The organism is Pedobacter ginsengisoli, assembly GCF_030244015.1.
Lineage (GTDB): Bacteria > Bacteroidota > Bacteroidia > Sphingobacteriales > Sphingobacteriaceae > Pedobacter > Pedobacter ginsengisoli.
This window is the reverse complement of sequence record NZ_JASSYX010000001.1, coordinates 896,910-917,715: the sequence shown is the minus strand read 5'-3', so window position 1 is coordinate 917,715 and position 20,806 is coordinate 896,910. Positions and strand designations below refer to the sequence as shown.

The window sequence follows — 20,806 nt, the reverse complement described above, 5'->3', positions numbered from 1 at the left end:
ATTTTTTATTTTTTGATTTCTAAAACCTATACTGGCCGGGTGTTACATTAAATGAACTTTTAAAAAGCCTGATAAACGAACTTGGACATTCAAAACCGACCATTGCCACAATTTCATTTACCGGATAATCTGTGTTTTTTAAATAATGCCGGGCTTGCTGTAGTCTGAATCTGGTGAGATACTGGTGGGGAGATTGCTGGTAGGTTTGTTTAAATGTCCGCAGCAAATGGTTAACTGACAGACATGCGGCCCAGGCAATATCATCCAGTTTTATATTCCTGTCGTAATTGCTAACGATGTAATCTTCAGCCAGTGACAGCCTCCTTAAGATCTCTGCATCAACGTTATTGTTCATAGTCAAATTTACCCAGCTATTTGCACCTTCTTTTCACCCTTAAAGGGGTATATTTTAATGGAGATGAAAAATCCCCCCACAGGGGTGATTTTTAAATGGTATATTGACAGCTATATTTACATTAGGGCTAAACCGTGTATTCTTAACAACAGTGCTGTATAAAAGGATCTTATTTACATTCTGGTTTCTTTTCGCCTGTTCAATCGAAGGCTTCGCTCAGCGCTATAACTTTGAACAGTACGATATAGAGGACGGACTTACCCAGTCACAGGTTACCGCAATCGCGCAAGACGGTAAAAGAAGGCTCTGGATGACTACTCTTGGTGGTGTAAGCTGTTTTAATGGTAAGCAGTTCACCAACTATACAAAAGTAAACGGGCTAAGCAGCAACTTTGCACTGGCCATTGCTGCCGGCAAGCAGAACCGTGTTTATATTGGTTCGTCCTGGGGCCTCTCCCGTTACAACGGGCATAGTTTTTACAACTTCAATTACAACAAAAACTGGATTGGCAAAATGATTTCCGACAAAAGCGGAAACGTCTTTTACCTTAGGGGCGACCGTCTTTTTAAGGTCACGGAAAACAATGAGCAGCTGATCCGGGTAACTGATGATCAGAAGGAGACAATTTCTGCAATTAATACCGACTCCTCAGGCAGGTTATGGGCTGCCGTCTTCAGGAACGGGATCTATTATTTTGAGAACGGCAAATGGCATGCAATTCCTTCACATGATGATCTGAAAGACTTATGGATAACAGATCTGCTGGCTGACCGCGGCGAAAAGAACAAAATATGGCTACTTAGCGAAAAAGGTGTCTTCATTCTCCAAAATGGAATCACATCAAGGATCCATCCAGAAATACCTTTCAGGTGCAATGCTATAGCCCAGGACGCTAAAGACGCCATCTGGATTGGAACAAACAGCGGTGCTTACTATATCACGCCAGCGCAGATCACACATTTCAATTCAAAAAATGGTTTTACGGATAATGTAGTCAATGAAATATTCAGAGATATTGAAAACAACATCTGGCTGGGTACAGATGGTTCGGGCCTGTTCAGGTTTAACAACAACAGTTATGTCACCTTTGATGAAACACAAGGGATAAACAGCCGCATCGTAATGGCACTGGCCAGAGGCCCAAAACCAGGCAGCATCTGGATGGGTTCTTACGGAGGATTATACGAATACGTACAAAATCAAAAAATCAAAAATCTGGTCATCCCGTCTGAGGATGAAGATTCCTACCGCATCAACTTCCTTTACAATGACAAACGGCAGAACATATGGATAGGAACACCAGGAGGCGGACTATGGATGCATGACGGCAAGAGCATAAAAAGAGTGGATGACCTCAACGACCATATTGCCTACAATTCAATAATCGAAGACAGCAGGGGTATAATCTGGTTATCTACCAATATGGGTGTCATCACCTATGATCCGGTTACAAAAGAGCGGATCCGCATCACCGGTCAGTTTGGAGGCAGCCTCCTGGAGATGGGCAGGGACTCCATCATCTCCGGAACTCAGGACGGTGCCTGGCTCATCTCTAACCAGCAGAAAGCAATTCCGATGAACATAAAAGCGCTCAACGGATCCAGCATCCTTTGCATGCTGCGGGATAAAGACAATATTTTGTTTGGAACTGCTGACTATGGTTTGATCATCTGGAACCACAAAACCGGTAAAACAAAGAGTCTCAACAGTAAGTCCGGGCTTGCTGCAGACCACATTTACAGCCTGCTTAAAGACAGACGCGGGACAATCTGGGTTGGAACAGGCAGGGGCATAAACCGGCTGAATTCTTCAGACTACAGTGTGATCAATACCAACAGTGAAGATTCACCCCTTGTAGAATGCAACCAGAATGCGATTCTCCAGTACAACAACAACGTATGGATAGGCACCACAAAAGGAGTTGTCGTTTTCGGTCTGGATCCATCTGCTGAAAAAAAAATAAACCCGTATATATTCATCAACTCAGTTAGTGTATTCCCTAACCATAAAAAACTTAAGAACACAGACACCTCGGGATTCTCTTATAAGGAACATGAGCTCAACAGAGCATTTGTGCTTCCTTACAGCCACAACCATATTAATATCAGCTTTACCGGCATACACCTCGCAAGTCCAAATGACCTGCTGTATCAATACAGGTTAATCGGGCTGGACAATAAATACAGCCAGCCCGGCAGCAGTTCTTCTATGAGTTTTACGTCAATTCCTCCCGGAAAATACACTTTCCAGGCCAGAGCTGTAACCAGGGACGGTTTAATCTCTTTAAACACAGCATCATTCTCTTTTGAGATTCTGCCGCCTTATTACCAGACTAATATTTTCAGGCTTCTCATGGTCGTTCTTATCATTCTGGTGATCATGCTTGCCGTGTATATTATACTTACCCTCAATGAACGCAAGAGAAAACTCAGGTTAAAAATAAAGCTCGAAGAACAATTTAAGATCAGAAAGCAGACAGCAGAAGATTTTCACGATGACCTGGGTAACAAACTGACCAGGATCACCGTCTTATCAGAAGTATTGAGCAGTATGATAGATCAAAATGATACAGAAAAAAGGAACATCCTTAAAAAGATCAGTGCGAATGTGGATGAACTTTATACCGGGACTAAAGATATTTTATGGTCGCTGAATCCCAAAAATGACACATTAATTCAATTGCTGGATCATATAAGGGAGTTTGGCACTGAAATGTTCAATGATACAGCAATTGTTTTTAAATCTGACATAGACATCAGCAAGGACACTAAGCTCTCACTCGATGTGAGCAGAAACATGCTGATGATATTTAAAGAATCGATAAACAATGTACTGAAACATTCAAAAGCGAAAAACGTAAGTTACCAAGCAAAGTTAAACAATGAGGTTTTGCGGGTTACGCTTGAAGATGACGGAAACGGGTTTGACACTGAACACGGTAAAAACGGACACGGTGTAAACAATATGTATGTGAGGGCAAAAAGAATAAATGCAGATCTGAATATAAGTTCGGGTCCAAGAGGAACTGCCGTATGTTTAATTGTTAAATTTTCGACACCAGCACATTTTAAGAATGTATAATCAGGCGGATGCAAGAATAGTCATCATTGAAGATGATGAAACCATCAGAGAAGGGTATGCGTATTTAATTAACCACACTTCTCCATATACCGTTGTCAGCACGTACCCTTCTTTCGACATAGCCAGGCACAAGATCATTAAGGACAATCCGGATGTGATCATCCTGGATATACAACTCCCGGGCACCAGTGGCATTGATGCCCTGCCTGTACTGAAAAAACTTTTCCCGCATGTTTACATCATTATGCTTACGGTCTACGAGACAGAAAAGATCATTCTCGACGCCCTGGCAAACGGCGCCTCTGGGTATTTTACTAAAAACACCTCATCCGTAAAAATAATTGAAGCCATAAAAGAAGTGATGCAGGGTGGCGGGCCAATGAGTCCTGATGTAGCCAAGACAGTCATCATGTCTTTGCAAAAGAACCAGAACTCTCCGCTCACAAAAAGGGAAACTCAGATCCTCGAACTCATTTCAAAGGGTAAAGACCGTGGTGAAATCGCCCAGGAACTGTTTATCGAAATAGAAACAGTGAAAACACATGTAAAGAACATTTACATCAAGCTCAATGTCAACTCCAAATCGGAGGCGATTAACATTGCCAGGCAGAACAGGCTGATCTAACTGGTCTTCTATTCTTTTGTTTCTGAATCTGGCTTCACTTCCGAAGTGGAGAAGCTATTGCCGCTAAGCCTGTATTGAACAGTTTTAAGTTCTCCTGCTTTTTGCGTACTGTCCTTAGGATTTACCAGCGGGAAACTGCGGAACAGGTCACCGTTTTTGATCGTATATTTATCATTGCCTCCATAATTTTTTTTCAAACTGCTGCTCAGACCCGGAAAAGTGATCTTGTTAAAACTTCCCCCCGAATATTCATAAACATTCAGATCTGAAACATTCTTTTTGCTCAGCATCTCGATATAGATCTCGGGATCGCCGTCATTGTCCATATCCATATTCCAGGCATCCGTAATGATTCCTTCGCGCTCATTGGATAAGGACTTAAAGCTGTTTTTCGCCGAATCAGTTCTTAAAATCAGGTAGCCGCCAATACTATCAACACCTTTGCCCCAACTCACAACTTCAAAGCTGATCCCCGGTCTGATCTCAATATTTTTGTAAAACGGAAACGGGCCGGCAGGCGTACCGGTACTGCTGACAGCAGGTTTCACTTCAGCAGTTTTATCTGAACCAGCGTCACCGCAGGAGGCCATTAAAAGCAGCCCTGCAAGGAAATAGGGCTGCCTGGAAAAATATTTTATCAATCTCATTGTCTGTTCTGTTAATGCAAACTTATTTTGCTTTTACATCCGGAGCGCCATTATTCAATATCGTTTCTGTAACTACGCTGCGCTTTCCGCCGGGAGTGATCACAATTGTTTTCAATACCCTTTTCTGACCTTTTGGCACATTAACTTTTATTGCGTTTGAATACAAGGTAGCATTTTCAGAAGGACGGCTCAAATCTAAAGTATAATAGATCTTCGCTCCCGGCAACGGCGCTTTCAGCTCAATATTAAAATCTTCTCCGTTCAGGGTCTTGTCACTTTGGCCGAAAGGTGCCGGAACCCAGTAATTTGTACTTGTCTTGTCCAGTCTTGCCAGATGTACAGGTATTCTTTCCTCCGAGAAATTTTTCAGGTCTTTTCGGGCCACCTGGCTCCATGCGATTTCAGATAAGGCGAACATTCTCGGCAGTACCATATATTCAACTTTGGCAGGTGTCTGGATGTACTCCGTCCATACATTGGCCTGTACCCCGATCACATGTTTTTGCTGATCAGCAGTCAGTTCTTTTGGCATGGGATCATAAGCATAGGCTATCCAGTATGGAGCAAGACCCCCGATGTTTGTAGGTTCATCGGCAGAAGAAGATTGTTTATGGTCAAAATATAGTCCTATAGGACCGCCTGGGGTCATGATTACATCGTGATCCTGCTTTGCAGCAGCTATACCGCCATCCACGCCTCTCCAGGACATCACTGTTGCATTAGGAGCCAGTCCGCCTTCCAGTATTTCATCCCAGCCAATGATCGATCTGCCTTTTGAGTTGATGTATTTCTCTATTCTTTGTATGAAATAACTTTGCAGCTCATGTTCATCTTTCAGACCAAGTTTCTTAATCAGCTGCTGGCAGAACTCACTCTGTTTCCAGTATTCCTTAGGGCTCTCATCTCCACCGATGTGGATGTATTTAGATGGGAAAATTGCGATGACCTCATCCAGCACATCTTCCAGGAATTTAAAAGTATTGTCTGTAGGCACGAACACATCGTCAAATACTCCCCATTGCTGCTGTACCTGTTTGCCTTTTCTTGAACCAGACCAAGGTGTTTTCTCATCCACAAAGGTATCTTTATCCGGAAAACAGCTCAATTCAGGATAAGCAGCAATAGCTGCAGAGCTATGTCCGGGCAGTTCTATCTCAGGGATTACATTGATGTAGCGTGCAGCAGCATAAGCTACTACATCCTTTGCTTCGTCTTGTGTATAAAACCCTTTATAGACAGTATTGTCCGTTCCCACACCAGGATGGCGTCCTATGATCGTTCCGTTCCTGCTGCTGCCAATACTGGTGAGCTTTGGATATTTCTTAATTTCAATTCTCCATCCCTGGTCCTCAGTCAGGTGCCAGTGAAAGTTGTTCAATTTATACTGCGACATGAGGTCAATATACTTCTTGATGAATGCAACGGGAAACATATGCCTGCCAACATCCAGGTGCATGCCCCTGTATTTAAACCGCGGATAGTCACTGATCTCGGCCGCATTGATCAGGATCTGGTTATTTTGCTTGTCAGGCATCAGCTGCATTACTGACTGTATGCCATAAAACAAGCCTGCATTTCTACCGGTGATGGTCATTTTTTTATCTGTAATGCTGATCTTATATCCTTCCGCAGGCAATTGATCTGCACCGGCTGAAGTGATGATGATCGCCCTGTCGGCTGATCCCGAAGCCTTCAATTCCCTTAATGAAAATCCACCTTTGGTAACGATATAGGCATTGAGCAAATCAGCCATCTTTGCGTTTTTGGCATCAGCAGATACCAGTATCACTGTTTTATCTAATTTAAATGTCCCTGTTTTCTTTGTCACTGAAACCGGTGCAGGAATGATGCCCATGTTTGCGTCAGTTTGTGCAAAGGCACCGATCGACATAGCTGCCAATAAAGTTAATGTTAAGATTTTTTTCATGTAATGTGGTTATCTGTTTCCGTTTGAATTTAAAGCCCAATATAAAAAATCTTAAAGTAAAAAGGACAAAAAAAGGGCAGATTCGCCATGAACCTGCCCTTTTTGCTTTAATATGAACCTTTCGGTTATGACAGCACTTTAATTTCGTGTTCCTTAGCGGCCAGGTAGCGCTCTGCATCTAAAGCTGCCATGCAACCAGAACCTGCAGCTGTTATGGCCTGGCGGTAATAATGGTCCTGAACGTCCCCGCTTGCAAAAACACCTTCCACATTCGTTTTCGAGGTACCCGGAGTAGTAATCAGATAACCTGTGTCATCCATATCCAGCCAGCCCTTAAAGATATCTGTGTTTGGCTTGTGCCCGATGGCAACGAAAAAGCCTTCTACAGGAATGTCAGTTTCGGCACCGGTCCTGTTGTTGAATACTTTAATAGCGGTTACATTCTTGCCATTGCCCAGTATTTCTTTGGCCTCAGAATTATAGATTACCTCAATATTCGGAGTATTCAGTACCCTGTGAACCATGGCTTTTGAAGCCCTGAATTCATCACGGCGAACCAGCATGTATACTTTTTTGCAAAGCTTGGCCAGGTAGGTCGCCTCCTCGGCCGCAGTATCACCTGCTCCAACAATGGCTACATCCTGTCCTTTAAAGAAAAAACCATCGCACACGGCACAGGCAGACACTCCAAAACCGTTATATTTCTGCTCGCTTGGCAAACCCAGCCATTTGGCCGTGGCTCCAGTAGAAATGATCACGGTATCCGCTGTAATGGTTTTAATTTCATCTACAACCACCTTATGTGGCAGAGAAGAAAAATCTACCGAACTCACATATCCGAAACGGATATCTGTTCCAAAACGTTCCGCCTGTTTGCGGAAATCTTCCATCATCTCCGGGCCCATTATCCCATTGGGATAACCCGGGAAATTATCGACATCGGTAGTTTGGGTCAATTGACCGCCGGGCTCCATACCCGTATACATAACTGGCTTAAGATCTGCACGGGCGGCGTAAATCGCGGCTGTATATCCTGCAGGGCCTGAACCTATAATTAAACATTGAACATGTTCTGTTTCTTCTGACATATATTGATTATTATAGTACAAATTTACGCTTTATCCGGATATTGCACAAACCGTTGATGGCAAGAAATGCAACAATGTGATATGTGGATTATAAATCTCCTCAGGTTTGGATTATACCCACGTTAAATTGCTTCTTTATTGGCGATTGGTTCGCAGCTTCTATGCCCATCGATATGACTTTACGGGTATCCAGGGGATCGATAATTCCATCTACCCAAAGTCTTGCGGCTGCATAATACGGCGTGGTCTGGCTATTGTACCGGTCTGTGATCTCTTTTAGTAATTCTGCTTCTTTTTCAGCATCCACAACCTCGCCCTTTGCTTTTAAGGATGCTTCCTGGATCTGCAGCAGTACCTTAGCCGCCTGCGCGCCGCCCATCACGGCAATTTTAGCACTTGGCCAGGCATAGATCAGCCGCGGATCATAAGCTTTCCCGCACATGGCATAGTTACCCGCACCATAAGAATTTCCGATGATGATGGTAAACTTAGGCACAACTGAATTGGCTACCGCATTCACCATTTTCGCACCGTCTTTGATGATGCCGCCATGTTCAGACCTGCTGCCCACCATAAATCCGGTCACGTCCTGCAGAAATACCAGGGGAATCTTCTTCTGGTTGCAATTCATAATAAAACGCGTTGCTTTGTCGGCACTGTCCGAGTAGATCACCCCGCCAAACTGCATCTCACCCTTTTTTGATTTGACCACTTTCCTTTGGTTGGCTACTATCCCCACGGCCCAGCCGTCAATCCGTCCCAGTCCGCAAATGATGCTCTGTCCGTATAATTTTTTATACTCCTCAAATTCAGAATTGTCCACCAGGCGTTGAATGATTTCGAGCATATCAAAAGGCTTTTCCCTGTTTTCGGGCAGCAGTCCGTAAATGTCTTCCGGATTTAGTTTTGGCACCGCAGCTTTGATCCTGTCAAATCCGGCTGTCTGCGGCGCACCCAGCATACTCATGATATTTCTGATGCTGTCCAGGCAAGCCTGATCATTCGGATGTTTATAATCGGTTACTCCCGAAATTTCGCAATGAGTGGTCGCCCCGCCCAGGGTTTCATTGTCCACATCCTCACCTATTGCAGATTTGACCAGGTATGAACCCGCGAGAAATACCGAGCCGGTACCATCTACGATCATCGCCTCATCGCTCATGACCGGAAGATAGGCACCACCTGCCACACAGGAACCCATAATGGCTGAAATCTGAACAATCCCTTCTGAAGACATGATCGCATTGTTTCTGAACATCCTGCCAAAGTGTTCCTTGTCAGGAAAGACCTCGTCCTGCATAGGCAGATAAACACCGGCGCTGTCTACAAGGTAGACTACCGGCAGCCTGTTTTCCATCGCAATTTCCTGTGCCCTAAGGTTCTTCTTAGCAGTCATTGGGAACCAGGCACCTGCCTTTACGGTTGCGTCATTGGCCACGATCATGCATTGCCGGCCCGCCACGTAGCCAATGCCACAGACCACACCGGCAGAAGGACATCCGCCTTGTTCCTGATACATCTCATCTGCCGCAAAGGCCCCCAGCTCCAGGAATTCACTTCCTTTATCAATCAGGTACGCAATACGTTCACGTGCCAGCATTTTGCCTTTTTCTTTCTGCTTTGCAGCGTTCTTGTCCCCGCCGCCTTTGTATATGGTCTTTAACCGGGTCTTTAAACCGTAAACCGACTGTTTGTTAAAGTCTTCGTTCTTGTTGAATTCTATATCCATCGCTGCCAAGTTATAGGTAATTTTTGTGGTAACAAAAGTCCGGATCAGGCTTTGGTTCAAATCTACGTTATCGCTTCAAATTCAATGTTAGATTGCTTTAAATATTTTGTCTGGAGTTAAGATAAGCGCTATAAAAGTCATTGCGAGATACAAAGTAATCCCGCACTTGATGAGATTGCTTCGTACCTCGCAATGACGACCGTACAAAAAAATTAAGGGTTCCTTATTACTATACTTCTTAATTACTATACTTCTTATTTTGTATACTTTTTAAATATAGACGTAGCCGTATGTCCGCCAAATCCAAAAGTATTGTTCAGAACATAGTTTACAGGCTGAGACACCGACTTACCTAAAATGATGTTTAATCCCGCAGGGATTTCCGGATCCAGTTCCGTAGTGTTGATCGTTCCCGGGATGATGTCATTTACCGTAGCCAGCACACTGATCACACTCTCTATCGCACCGGCACCACCCAGCAAATGCCCGGTCATGGATTTAGTTGCACTGATAGCAACCGGATGGTCGCCAAAGATCTTTTTAATTCCGTTCAGCTCACCCACATCACCCAGACCGGTAGAAGTTGCATGCGCATTGATGTAATCTATTTTATCCGGAGTGATCCCTGCATCTTTCAATGCCTTCGAAATACCCAGTGAAGCGCCTAATCCATCAGGAGGCGTACCGGTCAGGTGATAAGCGTCAGCAGCCATACCACCGCCGACCATCTCCGCATAGATATGCGCACCACGCGCTACTGCATGATCGTAGTCTTCAAGGATCAGTGCGCCGGCTCCCTCGCCGATTACAAAGCCATCCCTGCTGATATCAAAAGGGCGGGAAGCCCCTGCAGGATCGTCATTTCTTTTAGACAATGCGTGCGCAGAATTAAATCCGCCGACAGAAGATTCTGTAATGGCTGCCTCAGAACCTCCCGCAACCATAATCGTCGCTTTACCCAAACGGATGGTATCAAATGCACTGATGATAGCTGTATTTGAAGATGCACAGGCGGATACAGTAGCGTAGTTCGGACCATGCAATTTATGCCTGATCGAGATCACTCCCGCAGCTATATCCACGATCATCTTCGGAATAAAATATGGACTGAACCTTGGCGTACCATCACCCAGGTGATACTCTTTTAATTGCTGTTCAAAAGTACTGATCCCACCGTTACCTGAAGCCCAGATCACCCCTACTTCATAGCGTTCTTCCTCAGGCATGGCTTCAAAATCAAGCCCCGAGTCTTTGATGGCCTGGTCACTCGCCGCAATGGCATATTGTGTATACAGGTCATATTTTTTCAGTTCTTTTTTGTCGACATATACCTCAGCGTCAAAATCTTTAACCTCGGCAGCAAAATTAGTCTTGAATTTTGAAGTGTCAAATTTTGTGATCGCTGCAACACCGCTTTTGCCTGCTACAATGTTATCCCAAAATTCTTTTACTGTATTACCCAGGGGGGTTACAGCACCTAAACCTGTCACTACTACTCTTTTCATATATTATTTATTATGTCTTCCTTTATAATTCTAAGTATCCTGTCCAATGCAAGGAACAAATGCTTTTCATCGCCGGTGATCTTGCCCAGCATAATTCCGCCCTCTACTAAAGTAATGATAGTATATGCGTAATCCCGGGAAACAATATCTGTTTTAAACTCCCCGCACTCCTGCCCTTCCCTGATGATCTTATCCAGCTTCAGGCCCCAGCTGCGAATGCTTTCCCGGACTTTTTCCCTCAAAAAAGGCAGGCTATCATCTGCCTCTACTGAAGCATTCAATATCGGACAGCCACCGCCTTCAAACTCTGCCCGCCAGTTGTCCCGGTAAAAATTAACAGCAGCAATCAGTTTCTCGGCCGCAGATCCGGTGATGCTGATCGCCTCATCCAGTTTATCGCTCAGCATACCGCTGTTGTATTCGTAGACTGCGATGGCAACTTCATCCTTATTGGCAAAATTCCCGTAGATACTTCCTTTAGTAAGGCCCGTCACCGAAGTAATATCTGACAATGAAGTGCCCGAATACCCCTTAGTATTGAACAATACAGCAGTTTTTTCGATAATAAATTGCCTGGTGCGGTCTGCTTTAGCCATATCAAAAATCAATTGACAGATCAAAATTATACCTTTCGGTATAATTTACCAAATATTAACGATTTAATATTACAATTAATTTTTAAGTGTGGAATCTCTGATGATCAATTGAGGCTGTATGTTGATGATCCTCGGTACAGAAACTTCGGCCTCGGATCTTGCCTCTTTAAAGTAAAGCTTGGCTATGGCCTTGCCCATGTCTACGCTATGCTGATCAATGGTGGTGATGGACGGGCTAGTGATTTCGGTAAATGCTTCATTGGAATACCCGCAGATTCCCAGCTGGTCCGGTACGCTGATGCCCATTTTAGTAGCAACCTCCAGGACGCCCAATGCAGAAAAATCCGAAGTAGAGGCAAATATCGCATCCGGCGGGTTGGGCAGACTCAACAATTCCCTGGTTGCTGTGGCACTCAATTCCTGGGTCCAGGCATTCTCCCGCATCAGTTCAGGTACGATATCGAAACCGTGCATTCTTAATGCCTCCAGATAACCCTCTTTCCGTTGTCTGAAAATGTTCAGGTTCTGTGGTCCTTCCAGTAAGGCAATTCTTTTGTAACCTTGTCCGATCAGGTGGCTGATCGCCTCAATAGAAGATTGCCTGTTGTCGTTTAATACCTTAAACGTATCCACATTGTCGGCAACACGGTCAAACTGGATCAGCTGTATCCCGTGTTTCAATATATTCCTGATGTGTTCATCGTCCTGAAAATCTGCCGTTACCGAGATTACGATACAGTTCACCTGCTGGTTGATCAAAGTATTGACACACTCCACCTCGCGCTCGTAAGACTCGTTAGACTGGCAGATCACCAGGTTGTATCCATGCTCATAGGTAATCTCCTCCAGGCCCGCGATCACGTTGGCAAAAAAATTCTGGTTGATGCGTGGTACGATGACACCTATAGTCCGGTTGGATCCTCTTCTCAGGTTAGATGCCAGACTATTTGGCTGGTAGTTCATCTCTTTGGCCGTATCAAATATCAATTTTTTGGTGGCCTCACTTACTTTACTGGTATTGCTTAGCGCCCGGGATACCGAAGATGCATTCAGATTGAGTTTTCTGGCGATGTCGTAAATCGTTGTCCTTTTTTGATTCTTCATACAAGATGTAAATATGGCAAAATATTTTAATGCAATCGATTGTTCTTTATAATTTTTTGTTTAGATTCGTCTTGAAAACAAATATGAACTTAAATGCTGTTATTAGGTATTGATGTTGGTACATCATCTATAAAAATTTCGGTAGTGGACGCTGCAAATGGCAATATCAAAGCCACGGCTACCTACCCTGAACAAGAAACGGAAATCATTGCACTGCAAACCGGTTGGGCAGAACAGTCACCCAATATGTGGTGGGCGCACGTTCAGGAAGCCATTTCCATTTGTAATGCAAAGAAAGCCTACGACCCGCAGGACATCGCCGCAATCGGCATCGCTTATCAGATGCACGGACTGGTCATGGTGGACAAAAATCAGAACAGCCTTAGAAACAGCATCATCTGGTGTGACAGCCGGGCCGTGGAAATCGGTGAAAAAGCTTTTGAAACCATAGGAAAGGTCCATGCACTGGAACATTTGCTCAATTCACCGGGCAATTTTACAGCATCTAAACTGGCCTGGGTCAAAGCCAACGAGCCTGAAATCTATGCTAAGGTCGATAGGATCATGCTTCCGGGTGACTTCATTGCACTAAAGCTGACAGGAGAAGCAACCACAAGTATTTCCGCCCTTTCTGAAGGAGTATTTTGGGATTTCAAAACCAAAAGCCTTTCAAAAGATGTTATGGATTATTACGGTTTCAGCGAATCTGTAATCCCGCAGATCAGGCCGGTTTTTTCCAGTCACGGGCAGCTCAGCAGTACTGCGGCAAATTTATTAGGTTTAAAATCCGGCATCCCGGTCAGTTATAAAGCAGGTGATCAGCCCAACAATGCGCTCTCTTTAAATGTAACTGAACCTGGTGAAGTTGCGGCCACAGCAGGAACGTCGGGAGTGATCTATGGTGTCACCGATCATTTATTGTACGATAAAGAATCAAGGGTAAACACATTCGCCCATGTAAACTATACTACGGAACAGCAGCGGCTCGGCGTTTTATTGTGCATTAACGGCACAGGAAGCATGTACCGCTGGGCCAGGGCACAGTTTGGCAGCCATCTGGACTACAACACCATCAATGAGCTGAGTGCCTCCGCTCCGGCAGGAAGCAGAGGACTCCGGGTCCTGCCGTTTGGCAATGGCGCAGAGCGCATGCTGAACAACAGGATCACAGGCGCCCATTTCGGGAATATAGACCTCAACCTGCACAACACCCCAGACTTGTTCCGGGCGGTCCAGGAGGGCATCGCCTTTTCTTTCCGTTATGGTCTGGACATCCTCAGAGAAAATGGCATGAAGCCATCCGTCATCAGGGCCGGCAAATCCAATCTCTTCCTGAGCGAGATCTTTACACAGTCCTTTGTTGACATTACAGGCGTACCCGTAGAGCTCCATGAAAGCGACGGCAGCTATGGAGCAGCCATTGGTGCCGGTATCGGTGCCGGAGTCTACAGTTCAGCCAGCGAGGCATTTACCAACAAAAAGCCGCTTGGAGTCATCGAACCGGGAAAAACAAACCTTGAGCAGGAATACCAGGAATGGAAACAACTGCTCAGCAAAACACTTAATCACTAAAATCATTAACCAATTAATACCATATATCATGACATTAAACTCTGATAACGAATTCTTTAAAGGAATAGGAAACATTAAATTTGAGGGAACTGAAAGCGATAATCCTCTTGCTTTCAGATGGTACGACGCAGAACGGGTTGTTGCCGGAAAAAAACTGAAAGACCACCTGCGTTTTGCCGGAGCTTACTGGCATTCCTTCTGCGGCAACGGTGCAGATCCTTTTGGCGCGCCGACACATATTTTTCCATGGGACAAAAAAAGTGACCCTGTAGAAAGAGCTAAAGATAAAATGGATGCTGCTTTTGAGTTCCTGACAAAAATGAGCATTCCTTACTATTGCTTTCACGATCTGGATGTTGTTGATTATGGCACAGACATCAATGAAAATGACCGCAGGCTGCAGGCTTTAACTGCCTATGCGAAAGAGAAACAACAACAAACAGGCATCAAGTTGTTATGGGGTACAGCCAATTTGTTTTCCAATCCAAGATACATGAACGGCGCTTCGACCAATCCCGACTTTCATGTGCTGGCCCATGGTGCTGCACAGGTAAAAGGCGCACTGGATGCCACTATCGCCCTTGGCGGTGAAGGATATGTATTCTGGGGTGGTCGTGAAGGCTACATGAGCCTGCTGAATACTGACATGAAACGTGAGCAGGAACATTTCGCGAAATTTCTGCATGCCTCCAAAGAATACGCCAGAAGAAACGGTTTCAAAGGTACATTCTATATTGAGCCAAAACCATGCGAGCCGACCAAGCACCAATATGACTATGATGCGGCAACAGTAATAGGCTTCCTGAGACAATACGACCTGCTTGATGATTTCAAACTGAACCTGGAAGTAAACCACGCAACACTTGCCGGCCATACCTTCCAGCACGAACTTCAGGTTGCTGCTGATGCAGGAATGCTTGGATCAATCGACGCCAACCGCGGTGATTACCAAAACGGATGGGACACCGACCAGTTCCCGACCAACCTCAACGAACTGGTAGAATCTATGATGATCATTTTAGAGGCAGGTGGCTTCCAGACCGGAGGTATCAATTTCGATGCGAAGATCCGCAGAAACTCAACCGATCAGGCAGATCTTTTCCACGCACATATTGGCGGTATGGACAACTTTGCAAGAGCTTTGATCATTGCAGACAATATTCTTCAGAAATCCGAATACAAAAAATTAAGATCTGAGCGCTACGCCTCGTTCGACGCCGGTGCAGGAAAAGAATTTGAAACCGGAAATGTAACACTGGAAAGCCTGAGAGACTACGCAATAGCTAATGGCGAGCCTAAAACGATCAGTGGAAGACAAGAATATTTAGAAAACCTGATCAACAGATATATTTAATCATTAAATTGACCCGATAAATACAAGAACCAAAGGGTGTCCGAATTTAACTCGGACACCCTTTTTAAAAACCAAACTAAACTGATGAAGACACTCGGAATGCTCGATTATGCCGTATTTTTGGTATACTTTTTTATTGTAGCCTTTTATGGCTGGTGGGTCTATCGGCAAAAAAAAGCCAAAGACGAAAACTCAAAAGACTTTTTCCTTGCCAAAGATTCCCTGACCTGGTGGGCCATCGGAGCGTCGCTCATTGCCTCTAATATTTCCGCAGAGCAATTCATCGGGATGAGCGGTTCAGGCTTTAAGATGGGCCTTGCGATTGCTACCTATGAATGGATGGCAGCGGCAACCCTGCTGATTGTGGCCATTTTCTTCATTCCTGTGTACCTGAAAAACAAGATCTATACCATGCCTCAGTTCCTGCACCAGCGTTATAACGGCACGGTAGCGATGATCATGGCTGTATTTTGGTTATTGCTTTATGTAGTGGTCAACCTGACCTCTATTCTCTATTTAGGCGCGCTGGCCATCCACAGCATTTCAGGGATCAACCTTACCGCATGTATGTACCTGCTGGCGTTCTTTGCCATCATCATTACGCTCGGCGGTATGAAAGTAATCGGATATACAGACGTCATCCAGGTCTTTTTCCTCATTCTGGGTGGTCTGGCTACAACCTATCTGGCCCTCGACCTGGTCGCTACCCACTTCGGATCCAGTGGTGTCCTCAAAGGATTTAACCTGCTCAGTGAAAAAGCGGAGGACCATTTCCATATGATCTTCAAGAAAGACAATGAAAATTACCTTGACCTCCCGGGACTCAGCGTCCTGATCGGCGGTATGTGGATCGTTAACCTCAACTACTGGGGCTGTAACCAATACATTACCCAGCGTGCTTTGGGAGCCGATATAAAAACTGCCCGCAACGGGATTCTTTTTGCATCTTTCTTAAAACTATTAATGCCTGTGATCGTGGTATTGCCAGGTATAGCCGCCTATGTCCTGTACAAAGAAGGATACGGAGATTTTCAAACCGCGATGAGCCAGGGCGGCGAAGTTGCGCCCGATACCGCCTATCCGGTATTGCTTAACCTTCTGCCTGCAGGGTTAAAAGGTCTTTCCTTCGCGGCACTTACCGCAGCGGTCGTAGCCTCCCTTGCAGGTAAAGCCAATAGCATCGCTACGATATTCACACTGGACATCTACAAAAAGGTGATCAATAAAACCGCTCATGAAGACAAACAAGTAGTGGTCGGACGGATCACTGTGATCGCCGCCATGATCATTGCCATCGTCATCGCACCACTATTGGGTATTGATAAAAAAGGCGGGTTCCAGTTCATACAGGAATATACCGGCTTCTTTTCACCTGGTATCTTTGCCATGTTCATCCTGGGATTCTTCTGGAAAAAAACAACTTCCAATGCAGCCCTTTTTGCCACAATCGGCGGATTTGTGCTTTCGGTAGCTTTCAAGTTCCTTCCTTTTGTGATGAACCTGGAGTTCCTGAGCGCCTCAGGTTTCTCTAAACTGGTTACCCAAAAGGACGGCAGCATGCTTTACGAAATTCCGTTTATAGACCGTATGGGTTTTGTGTTCCTGATCTCTATAGTTGTGATGTACCTGATCAGTATCTATGAAACCAAACGCGGCGTAATCGCCAAAGGACTGGAAATAGACAGCAGTATGTTCAAAACCAGCCGGAGCTTTGCGGTTGGCGCACTGATCATCTGTGGTTTGCTGGTTGCCTTGTATACGATTTACTGGTAGTCATAAACCAGAACTTTATAACGGATCGGGCTTTTGCCCTTCCAGGTTTAAAGTCCGGAACAGTTCTTTTGCAATTAGTTTACAATTTGAGGCATAATCTTCAAGTGTGCAGCAGATCGTTTTGATCTTTACCGGGATTTCATCTACACATTCCATGAAGTCCAGGTGCAGCATCAGCTGCGAGGGGTCTTTTTCGCTTTCTTTAAGCTGGCTAAAGATATCCGTGGCTACTGAACGGTTATATCCTAACCAGAACTGTCCATAGGTGGTATAACCGGATAAAGTTTTCTGACTGAGTAAAATGTAAAACTGCCTTCTCATATCTGCTAAATTTTAAAGCAAAGGCCCGGCATACCAGGGCCTTTGCTTTTTTAATAAAACAGGAGATTTTACTTAATCTCAATTTGCCTGACGATTGATTTTGCTTCTTCTTTCTTAGCAATATCGATCTTGAGCACACCATCTGTGTAACCAGCCTGGATCTGGTTATGATCTGCGCTTTCAGGTAGGGTAAATGACCTCACAAAAGAAGTATAGCAGTATTCACGTTTGTTATAATTTTTTTCCTGCTCCTTACTTTCACTGCTCTGCTCTACCGATATGCTCAGCTGGTTGCGGTCAAGGTTTAGTTTAAAATCTTCTTTTTTCAAGCCAGGTGCCGCCAGCTCAATATGAAAGTGGTCCTGGCTTTCACTGATGTTTACCGCCGGAACACGGCTGACCATGCGGTCTGAAAAAAAAGTGTCGTTAAAGATGGATTCAAAAACATCACCAAAGCCTGGCATTAGTGCGTTGTTTTTTCTTTCGGGATTAAATTTAACCAATGTCATAGGTTTTTCCTCCTTAATTTGATTTAATGATTAAAACTTATAATTAATTAAACACTCAGAACTTAATGTTCCAAATCAACTTTTACAACTGCCATGCCATTGCACCCGAAGGATAAAAATGGCACCGGACAACTGAAAAAATTTCAGAAAAAATGAAAATATTTCAGTTGTCCGGTGTCAGATTTGCAGCGATTGCCTGCAAATGCTTCCTACTGCGCCGCCGCTCGTTAAACACAGACACATCAATTATTTCAATTCCGATTGAATAGAATTGATCAGATCCAAATGGTGTTTTACAACCGGTGCTGTCCTGGCTGCGAAACCCTTCAACTCTGCATCCTTTAGGTTTGCACTGCCATCTTCCATCAATGTCAGCGTTTTCTGATGACCTGCTACCATTGCCGCGGCATAGGCTTTATCAAAATCAGCACCTGATTTTAATTTTAATTCCTCCAGTTTAGTCTTGTGCTCCTGGTCGAGAGTAGCTGGAAGGAGAATGTTTTTGGAAGACGCTATTGCCTTCAATTCCTCATTAGCCTTGCCGTGATCTTTCACCATCATCGACGCAAAGTCTTTCACTTTAGCGTTGCTTGCTTTTTCCTGAGCAAGTTTACCCAGTTCCACCTCAGCCATTCCGCCTATAGCAGCCTTACTGGTAAATGCAGTGTCGGCACTGACCGGGGCCGGAGCCATTGAAACCGTATCAGCTGCTGCCATAGAGTCAGCTGCCATTTCAGAGGTATCAGAAGTATCAGTTGTACTTCCCGAATTGCTACAGCTCTGGAGGGCAAACATCACCCCAGAGATCATCATTGCATAAATTAAGTTTTTCATAAGTTTTTTATTTTATCAGCATCATAACCGCTGATAAAAAAGATTGTTTTGAAAAAAAGCAATCAGCCGGATGCATTTGTTAAGGACACGACTCCAGGCCAGACCGTGACATAAAAAATGAAAAAACATTTTTAGCTGTCTGATGTTCGTGTAATAATCACTGTCAGAATCTCAATGAAAGCAGTGACAGCATTGAACAGCGATAGACATTATCATTGTAGTTATGAAAAATTCAGCTAAAATAACCCGGAGAGATAGTTTAAATCAGAGTCCCTGGCAAAAAGAGACATTCACACCTGCCAAAGCGCAACAAGCTGACCTTTCAGGTGTTGCTGATACCGTCATCGTCGGTGCCGGCATCACCGGGATTACCACAGCACTGATGCTGCAAAAGGCCGGCCGGAAATGTATTGTTCTGGAAGCCGGCAACATCGGTTTTGGGACAACCGGCGGCACCAGCGCACACCTGAACACATTCTTTGACACGACCTATCCGGAAATTGAAAGTGATTTTGGCAAAGACGCAGCCAGACTGGTGGCTGATTCGGGTAAGGAAGCTTTTTCAATCATCAGCGCGCTGGTCGATGAGTACCGGATAGACTGTGATTTTGAATACAAAGAAGGCTTTTTGTTCTCCGAAAATGAAAAAGAGACCCGGCAGTTACAAACAATCCTGGAGTCCTCCGTAAACGCCGGAATAGCCGCAGAAAAATCCAAAACAAACGACGTCCCTGTTCCTTTCGAGATGGCCGTCCGTTTCAGCAAACAGGGACAGTTCCATCCCTTGAAATACATCAATGCACTTGCCATGGCATTTATTGACCTCGGAGGCATTATTTTGGAAGACACCTTTGTAAGCAGCAGCAAGACTGAAGACGGCATCATAGAACTGGACGCGGGAGGACTGCCTATAAAAACTGCTAACCTGGTTTACGCCACCCACATACCGCCCGGAATCACGGCATTCAGTTTCCGAAGCGCACCCTACCGCAGCTACGTACTCGGTGTAAAATTAAAAGACAACAGCTACCCGACAGGATTGTCTTATGACATGCAGGAACCTTATCACTATTTTCGTACCCACCAGATCGAGGGCCAGAAATACCTCATCATCGGTGGTGAAGACCATAAAACGGGACATAACGATCCGGAACAGGCATTCGCAAATCTCGAATCATACGTGAATCAATACTATCAGGTCGATTCGATAGCTTACAAATGGTCTTCCCAATACTATGTCCCCGCGGACGGACTGCCTTATATCGGACGGATGGCCGCAGCCGGCGACAGCACCTATATCGCTACCGGCTTTAATGGCAACGGAATGATGTTCGGTACTTTGTCGGCAAAGATCATTAGTGACCAGATCCTGGGTAACGAAAACCCTTACACGGATCTTTACAGTCCTTCCAGGCTGAGCCCGATAGCCGGGTTTACTGATTTCGTCAGGGAGAACGCCGATGTAGCCTGGCATTTCATTGCCGACCGCTTCGGAGGGGAGGCCCTTGATGCCATTTCTGAACTTAAAAACGGAGAAGGAAAAGTAGCGGAACTGCAAGGAACAAAACTGGCGCTATATAAAGACAGCAACGGAAAGGTGACTGCATTGAAGCCGGTCTGTACCCATGCGGGATGTATCGTAAGCTTTAATGCCGCTGAGCAGAGCTGGGATTGTCACTGCCATGGCGGCAGATATGATCTATCTGGAAAAGTGATTTCGGGTCCTCCGCAAAAAAACCTCGAACAGGTTTCGCTTCCCAAATAATGAACGCCATTCTTTTTGAA

General features: G+C 44.8%; 17 protein-coding genes. 6 read left to right on the top strand and 11 right to left on the bottom strand.

Annotated elements, in window-relative coordinates:
• Window positions 1-19: 19 nt before the first annotated feature.
• Window positions 20-355: a helix-turn-helix transcriptional regulator gene (locus QEP08_RS04050; protein ID WP_285056025.1), complete on the bottom strand. Its 336-nt coding sequence runs from the start codon at window positions 353-355 to the stop codon at window positions 20-22.
• 103 nt (window positions 356-458) lie between these two features.
• On the opposite strand from QEP08_RS04050, the gene QEP08_RS04045 reads away from it, so the two are divergent.
• Complete coding sequence (locus QEP08_RS04045; RefSeq protein ID WP_285056023.1) at window positions 459-3,437, top strand: ligand-binding sensor domain-containing protein; 2,979 nt, start codon at window positions 459-461, stop codon at window positions 3,435-3,437.
• Window positions 3,430-4,062 carry a response regulator gene (locus QEP08_RS04040; RefSeq protein WP_285056022.1) on the top strand — a complete coding sequence of 211 codons (633 nt, stop codon included), beginning with the start codon at window positions 3,430-3,432 and terminating at the stop codon, window positions 4,060-4,062. The genes QEP08_RS04045 and QEP08_RS04040 overlap by 8 nt, the downstream gene beginning before the upstream one ends.
• Before the next feature lie 8 nt (window positions 4,063-4,070).
• Here the strand turns inward: QEP08_RS04040 and QEP08_RS04035 are convergent, their stop codons facing one another.
• The 7 genes from QEP08_RS04035 to QEP08_RS04005 form a co-directional block, all read right to left on the bottom strand.
• The gene (locus QEP08_RS04035) at window positions 4,071-4,709 is read right to left on the bottom strand and encodes a hypothetical protein (RefSeq protein WP_285056020.1); all 639 of its coding nucleotides are present in this window, start codon (window positions 4,707-4,709) and stop codon (window positions 4,071-4,073) included.
• A 22-nt stretch (window positions 4,710-4,731) separates the two neighbouring features.
• Entirely contained in the window at window positions 4,732-6,636 is a 1,905-nt protein-coding gene (locus tag QEP08_RS04030; RefSeq protein WP_285056019.1) for a beta-N-acetylhexosaminidase, read from the bottom strand.
• Between the two features lie 125 nt (window positions 6,637-6,761).
• Window positions 6,762-7,724, bottom strand: a complete 963-nt coding sequence (gene trxB / locus QEP08_RS04025; RefSeq protein WP_285056017.1) for a thioredoxin-disulfide reductase — start codon at window positions 7,722-7,724, stop codon at window positions 6,762-6,764.
• Between the two features lie 100 nt (window positions 7,725-7,824).
• Window positions 7,825-9,453, bottom strand: coding sequence for an acyl-CoA carboxylase subunit beta (locus QEP08_RS04020; RefSeq protein ID WP_285056016.1), 1,629 nt, complete (start codon window positions 9,451-9,453; stop codon window positions 7,825-7,827).
• A gap of 254 nt (window positions 9,454-9,707) precedes the next feature.
• Window positions 9,708-10,958, bottom strand: a complete 1,251-nt coding sequence (gene fabF, locus QEP08_RS04015; protein ID WP_285056014.1) for a beta-ketoacyl-ACP synthase II — start codon at window positions 10,956-10,958, stop codon at window positions 9,708-9,710.
• Window positions 10,955-11,554 (bottom strand): TetR/AcrR family transcriptional regulator, encoded by a 600-nt coding sequence (locus QEP08_RS04010; RefSeq protein WP_285056012.1) that lies wholly within the window; start codon window positions 11,552-11,554, stop codon window positions 10,955-10,957. Before QEP08_RS04010 ends, fabF begins: the two co-directional genes overlap by 4 nt.
• Before the next feature lie 75 nt (window positions 11,555-11,629).
• Window positions 11,630-12,658 carry a LacI family DNA-binding transcriptional regulator gene (locus tag QEP08_RS04005; protein ID WP_285056011.1) on the bottom strand — a complete coding sequence of 343 codons (1,029 nt, stop codon included), beginning with the start codon at window positions 12,656-12,658 and terminating at the stop codon, window positions 11,630-11,632.
• Between the two features lie 93 nt (window positions 12,659-12,751).
• Between QEP08_RS04005 and QEP08_RS04000 the strand changes: the two genes are divergently transcribed.
• From QEP08_RS04000 to QEP08_RS03990, 3 genes are all read left to right on the top strand, one after another.
• Window positions 12,752-14,230 carry a xylulokinase gene (locus QEP08_RS04000; RefSeq protein ID WP_285056009.1) on the top strand — a complete coding sequence of 493 codons (1,479 nt, stop codon included), beginning with the start codon at window positions 12,752-12,754 and terminating at the stop codon, window positions 14,228-14,230.
• 28 nt (window positions 14,231-14,258) lie between these two features.
• Window positions 14,259-15,584 carry a xylose isomerase gene (xylA, locus tag QEP08_RS03995; protein ID WP_285056008.1) on the top strand — a complete coding sequence of 442 codons (1,326 nt, stop codon included), beginning with the start codon at window positions 14,259-14,261 and terminating at the stop codon, window positions 15,582-15,584.
• Window positions 15,585-15,668: 84 nt separating this feature from the next.
• The gene (locus QEP08_RS03990) at window positions 15,669-17,357 is read left to right on the top strand and encodes a sodium/sugar symporter (protein ID WP_285056007.1); all 1,689 of its coding nucleotides are present in this window, start codon (window positions 15,669-15,671) and stop codon (window positions 17,355-17,357) included.
• Between the two features lie 15 nt (window positions 17,358-17,372).
• Here the strand turns inward: QEP08_RS03990 and QEP08_RS03985 are convergent, their stop codons facing one another.
• From QEP08_RS03985 to QEP08_RS03975, 3 genes are all read right to left on the bottom strand, one after another.
• Complete coding sequence (locus QEP08_RS03985; RefSeq protein WP_285056006.1) at window positions 17,373-17,678, bottom strand: hypothetical protein; 306 nt, start codon at window positions 17,676-17,678, stop codon at window positions 17,373-17,375.
• 68 nt (window positions 17,679-17,746) lie between these two features.
• Window positions 17,747-18,187, bottom strand: coding sequence for an Hsp20/alpha crystallin family protein (locus tag QEP08_RS03980; protein WP_285056004.1), 441 nt, complete (start codon window positions 18,185-18,187; stop codon window positions 17,747-17,749).
• Between the two features lie 246 nt (window positions 18,188-18,433).
• On the bottom strand, window positions 18,434-19,021 hold the full coding sequence (locus tag QEP08_RS03975; RefSeq protein ID WP_285056003.1) for a DUF4142 domain-containing protein: 588 nt from the start codon (window positions 19,019-19,021) through the stop codon (window positions 18,434-18,436).
• Window positions 19,022-19,244: 223 nt separating this feature from the next.
• On the opposite strand from QEP08_RS03975, the gene QEP08_RS03970 reads away from it, so the two are divergent.
• The gene (locus tag QEP08_RS03970; RefSeq protein ID WP_285056002.1) at window positions 19,245-20,786 is read left to right on the top strand and encodes an FAD-dependent oxidoreductase; all 1,542 of its coding nucleotides are present in this window, start codon (window positions 19,245-19,247) and stop codon (window positions 20,784-20,786) included.
• The last annotated feature ends 20 nt before the right edge of the window (window positions 20,787-20,806 follow it).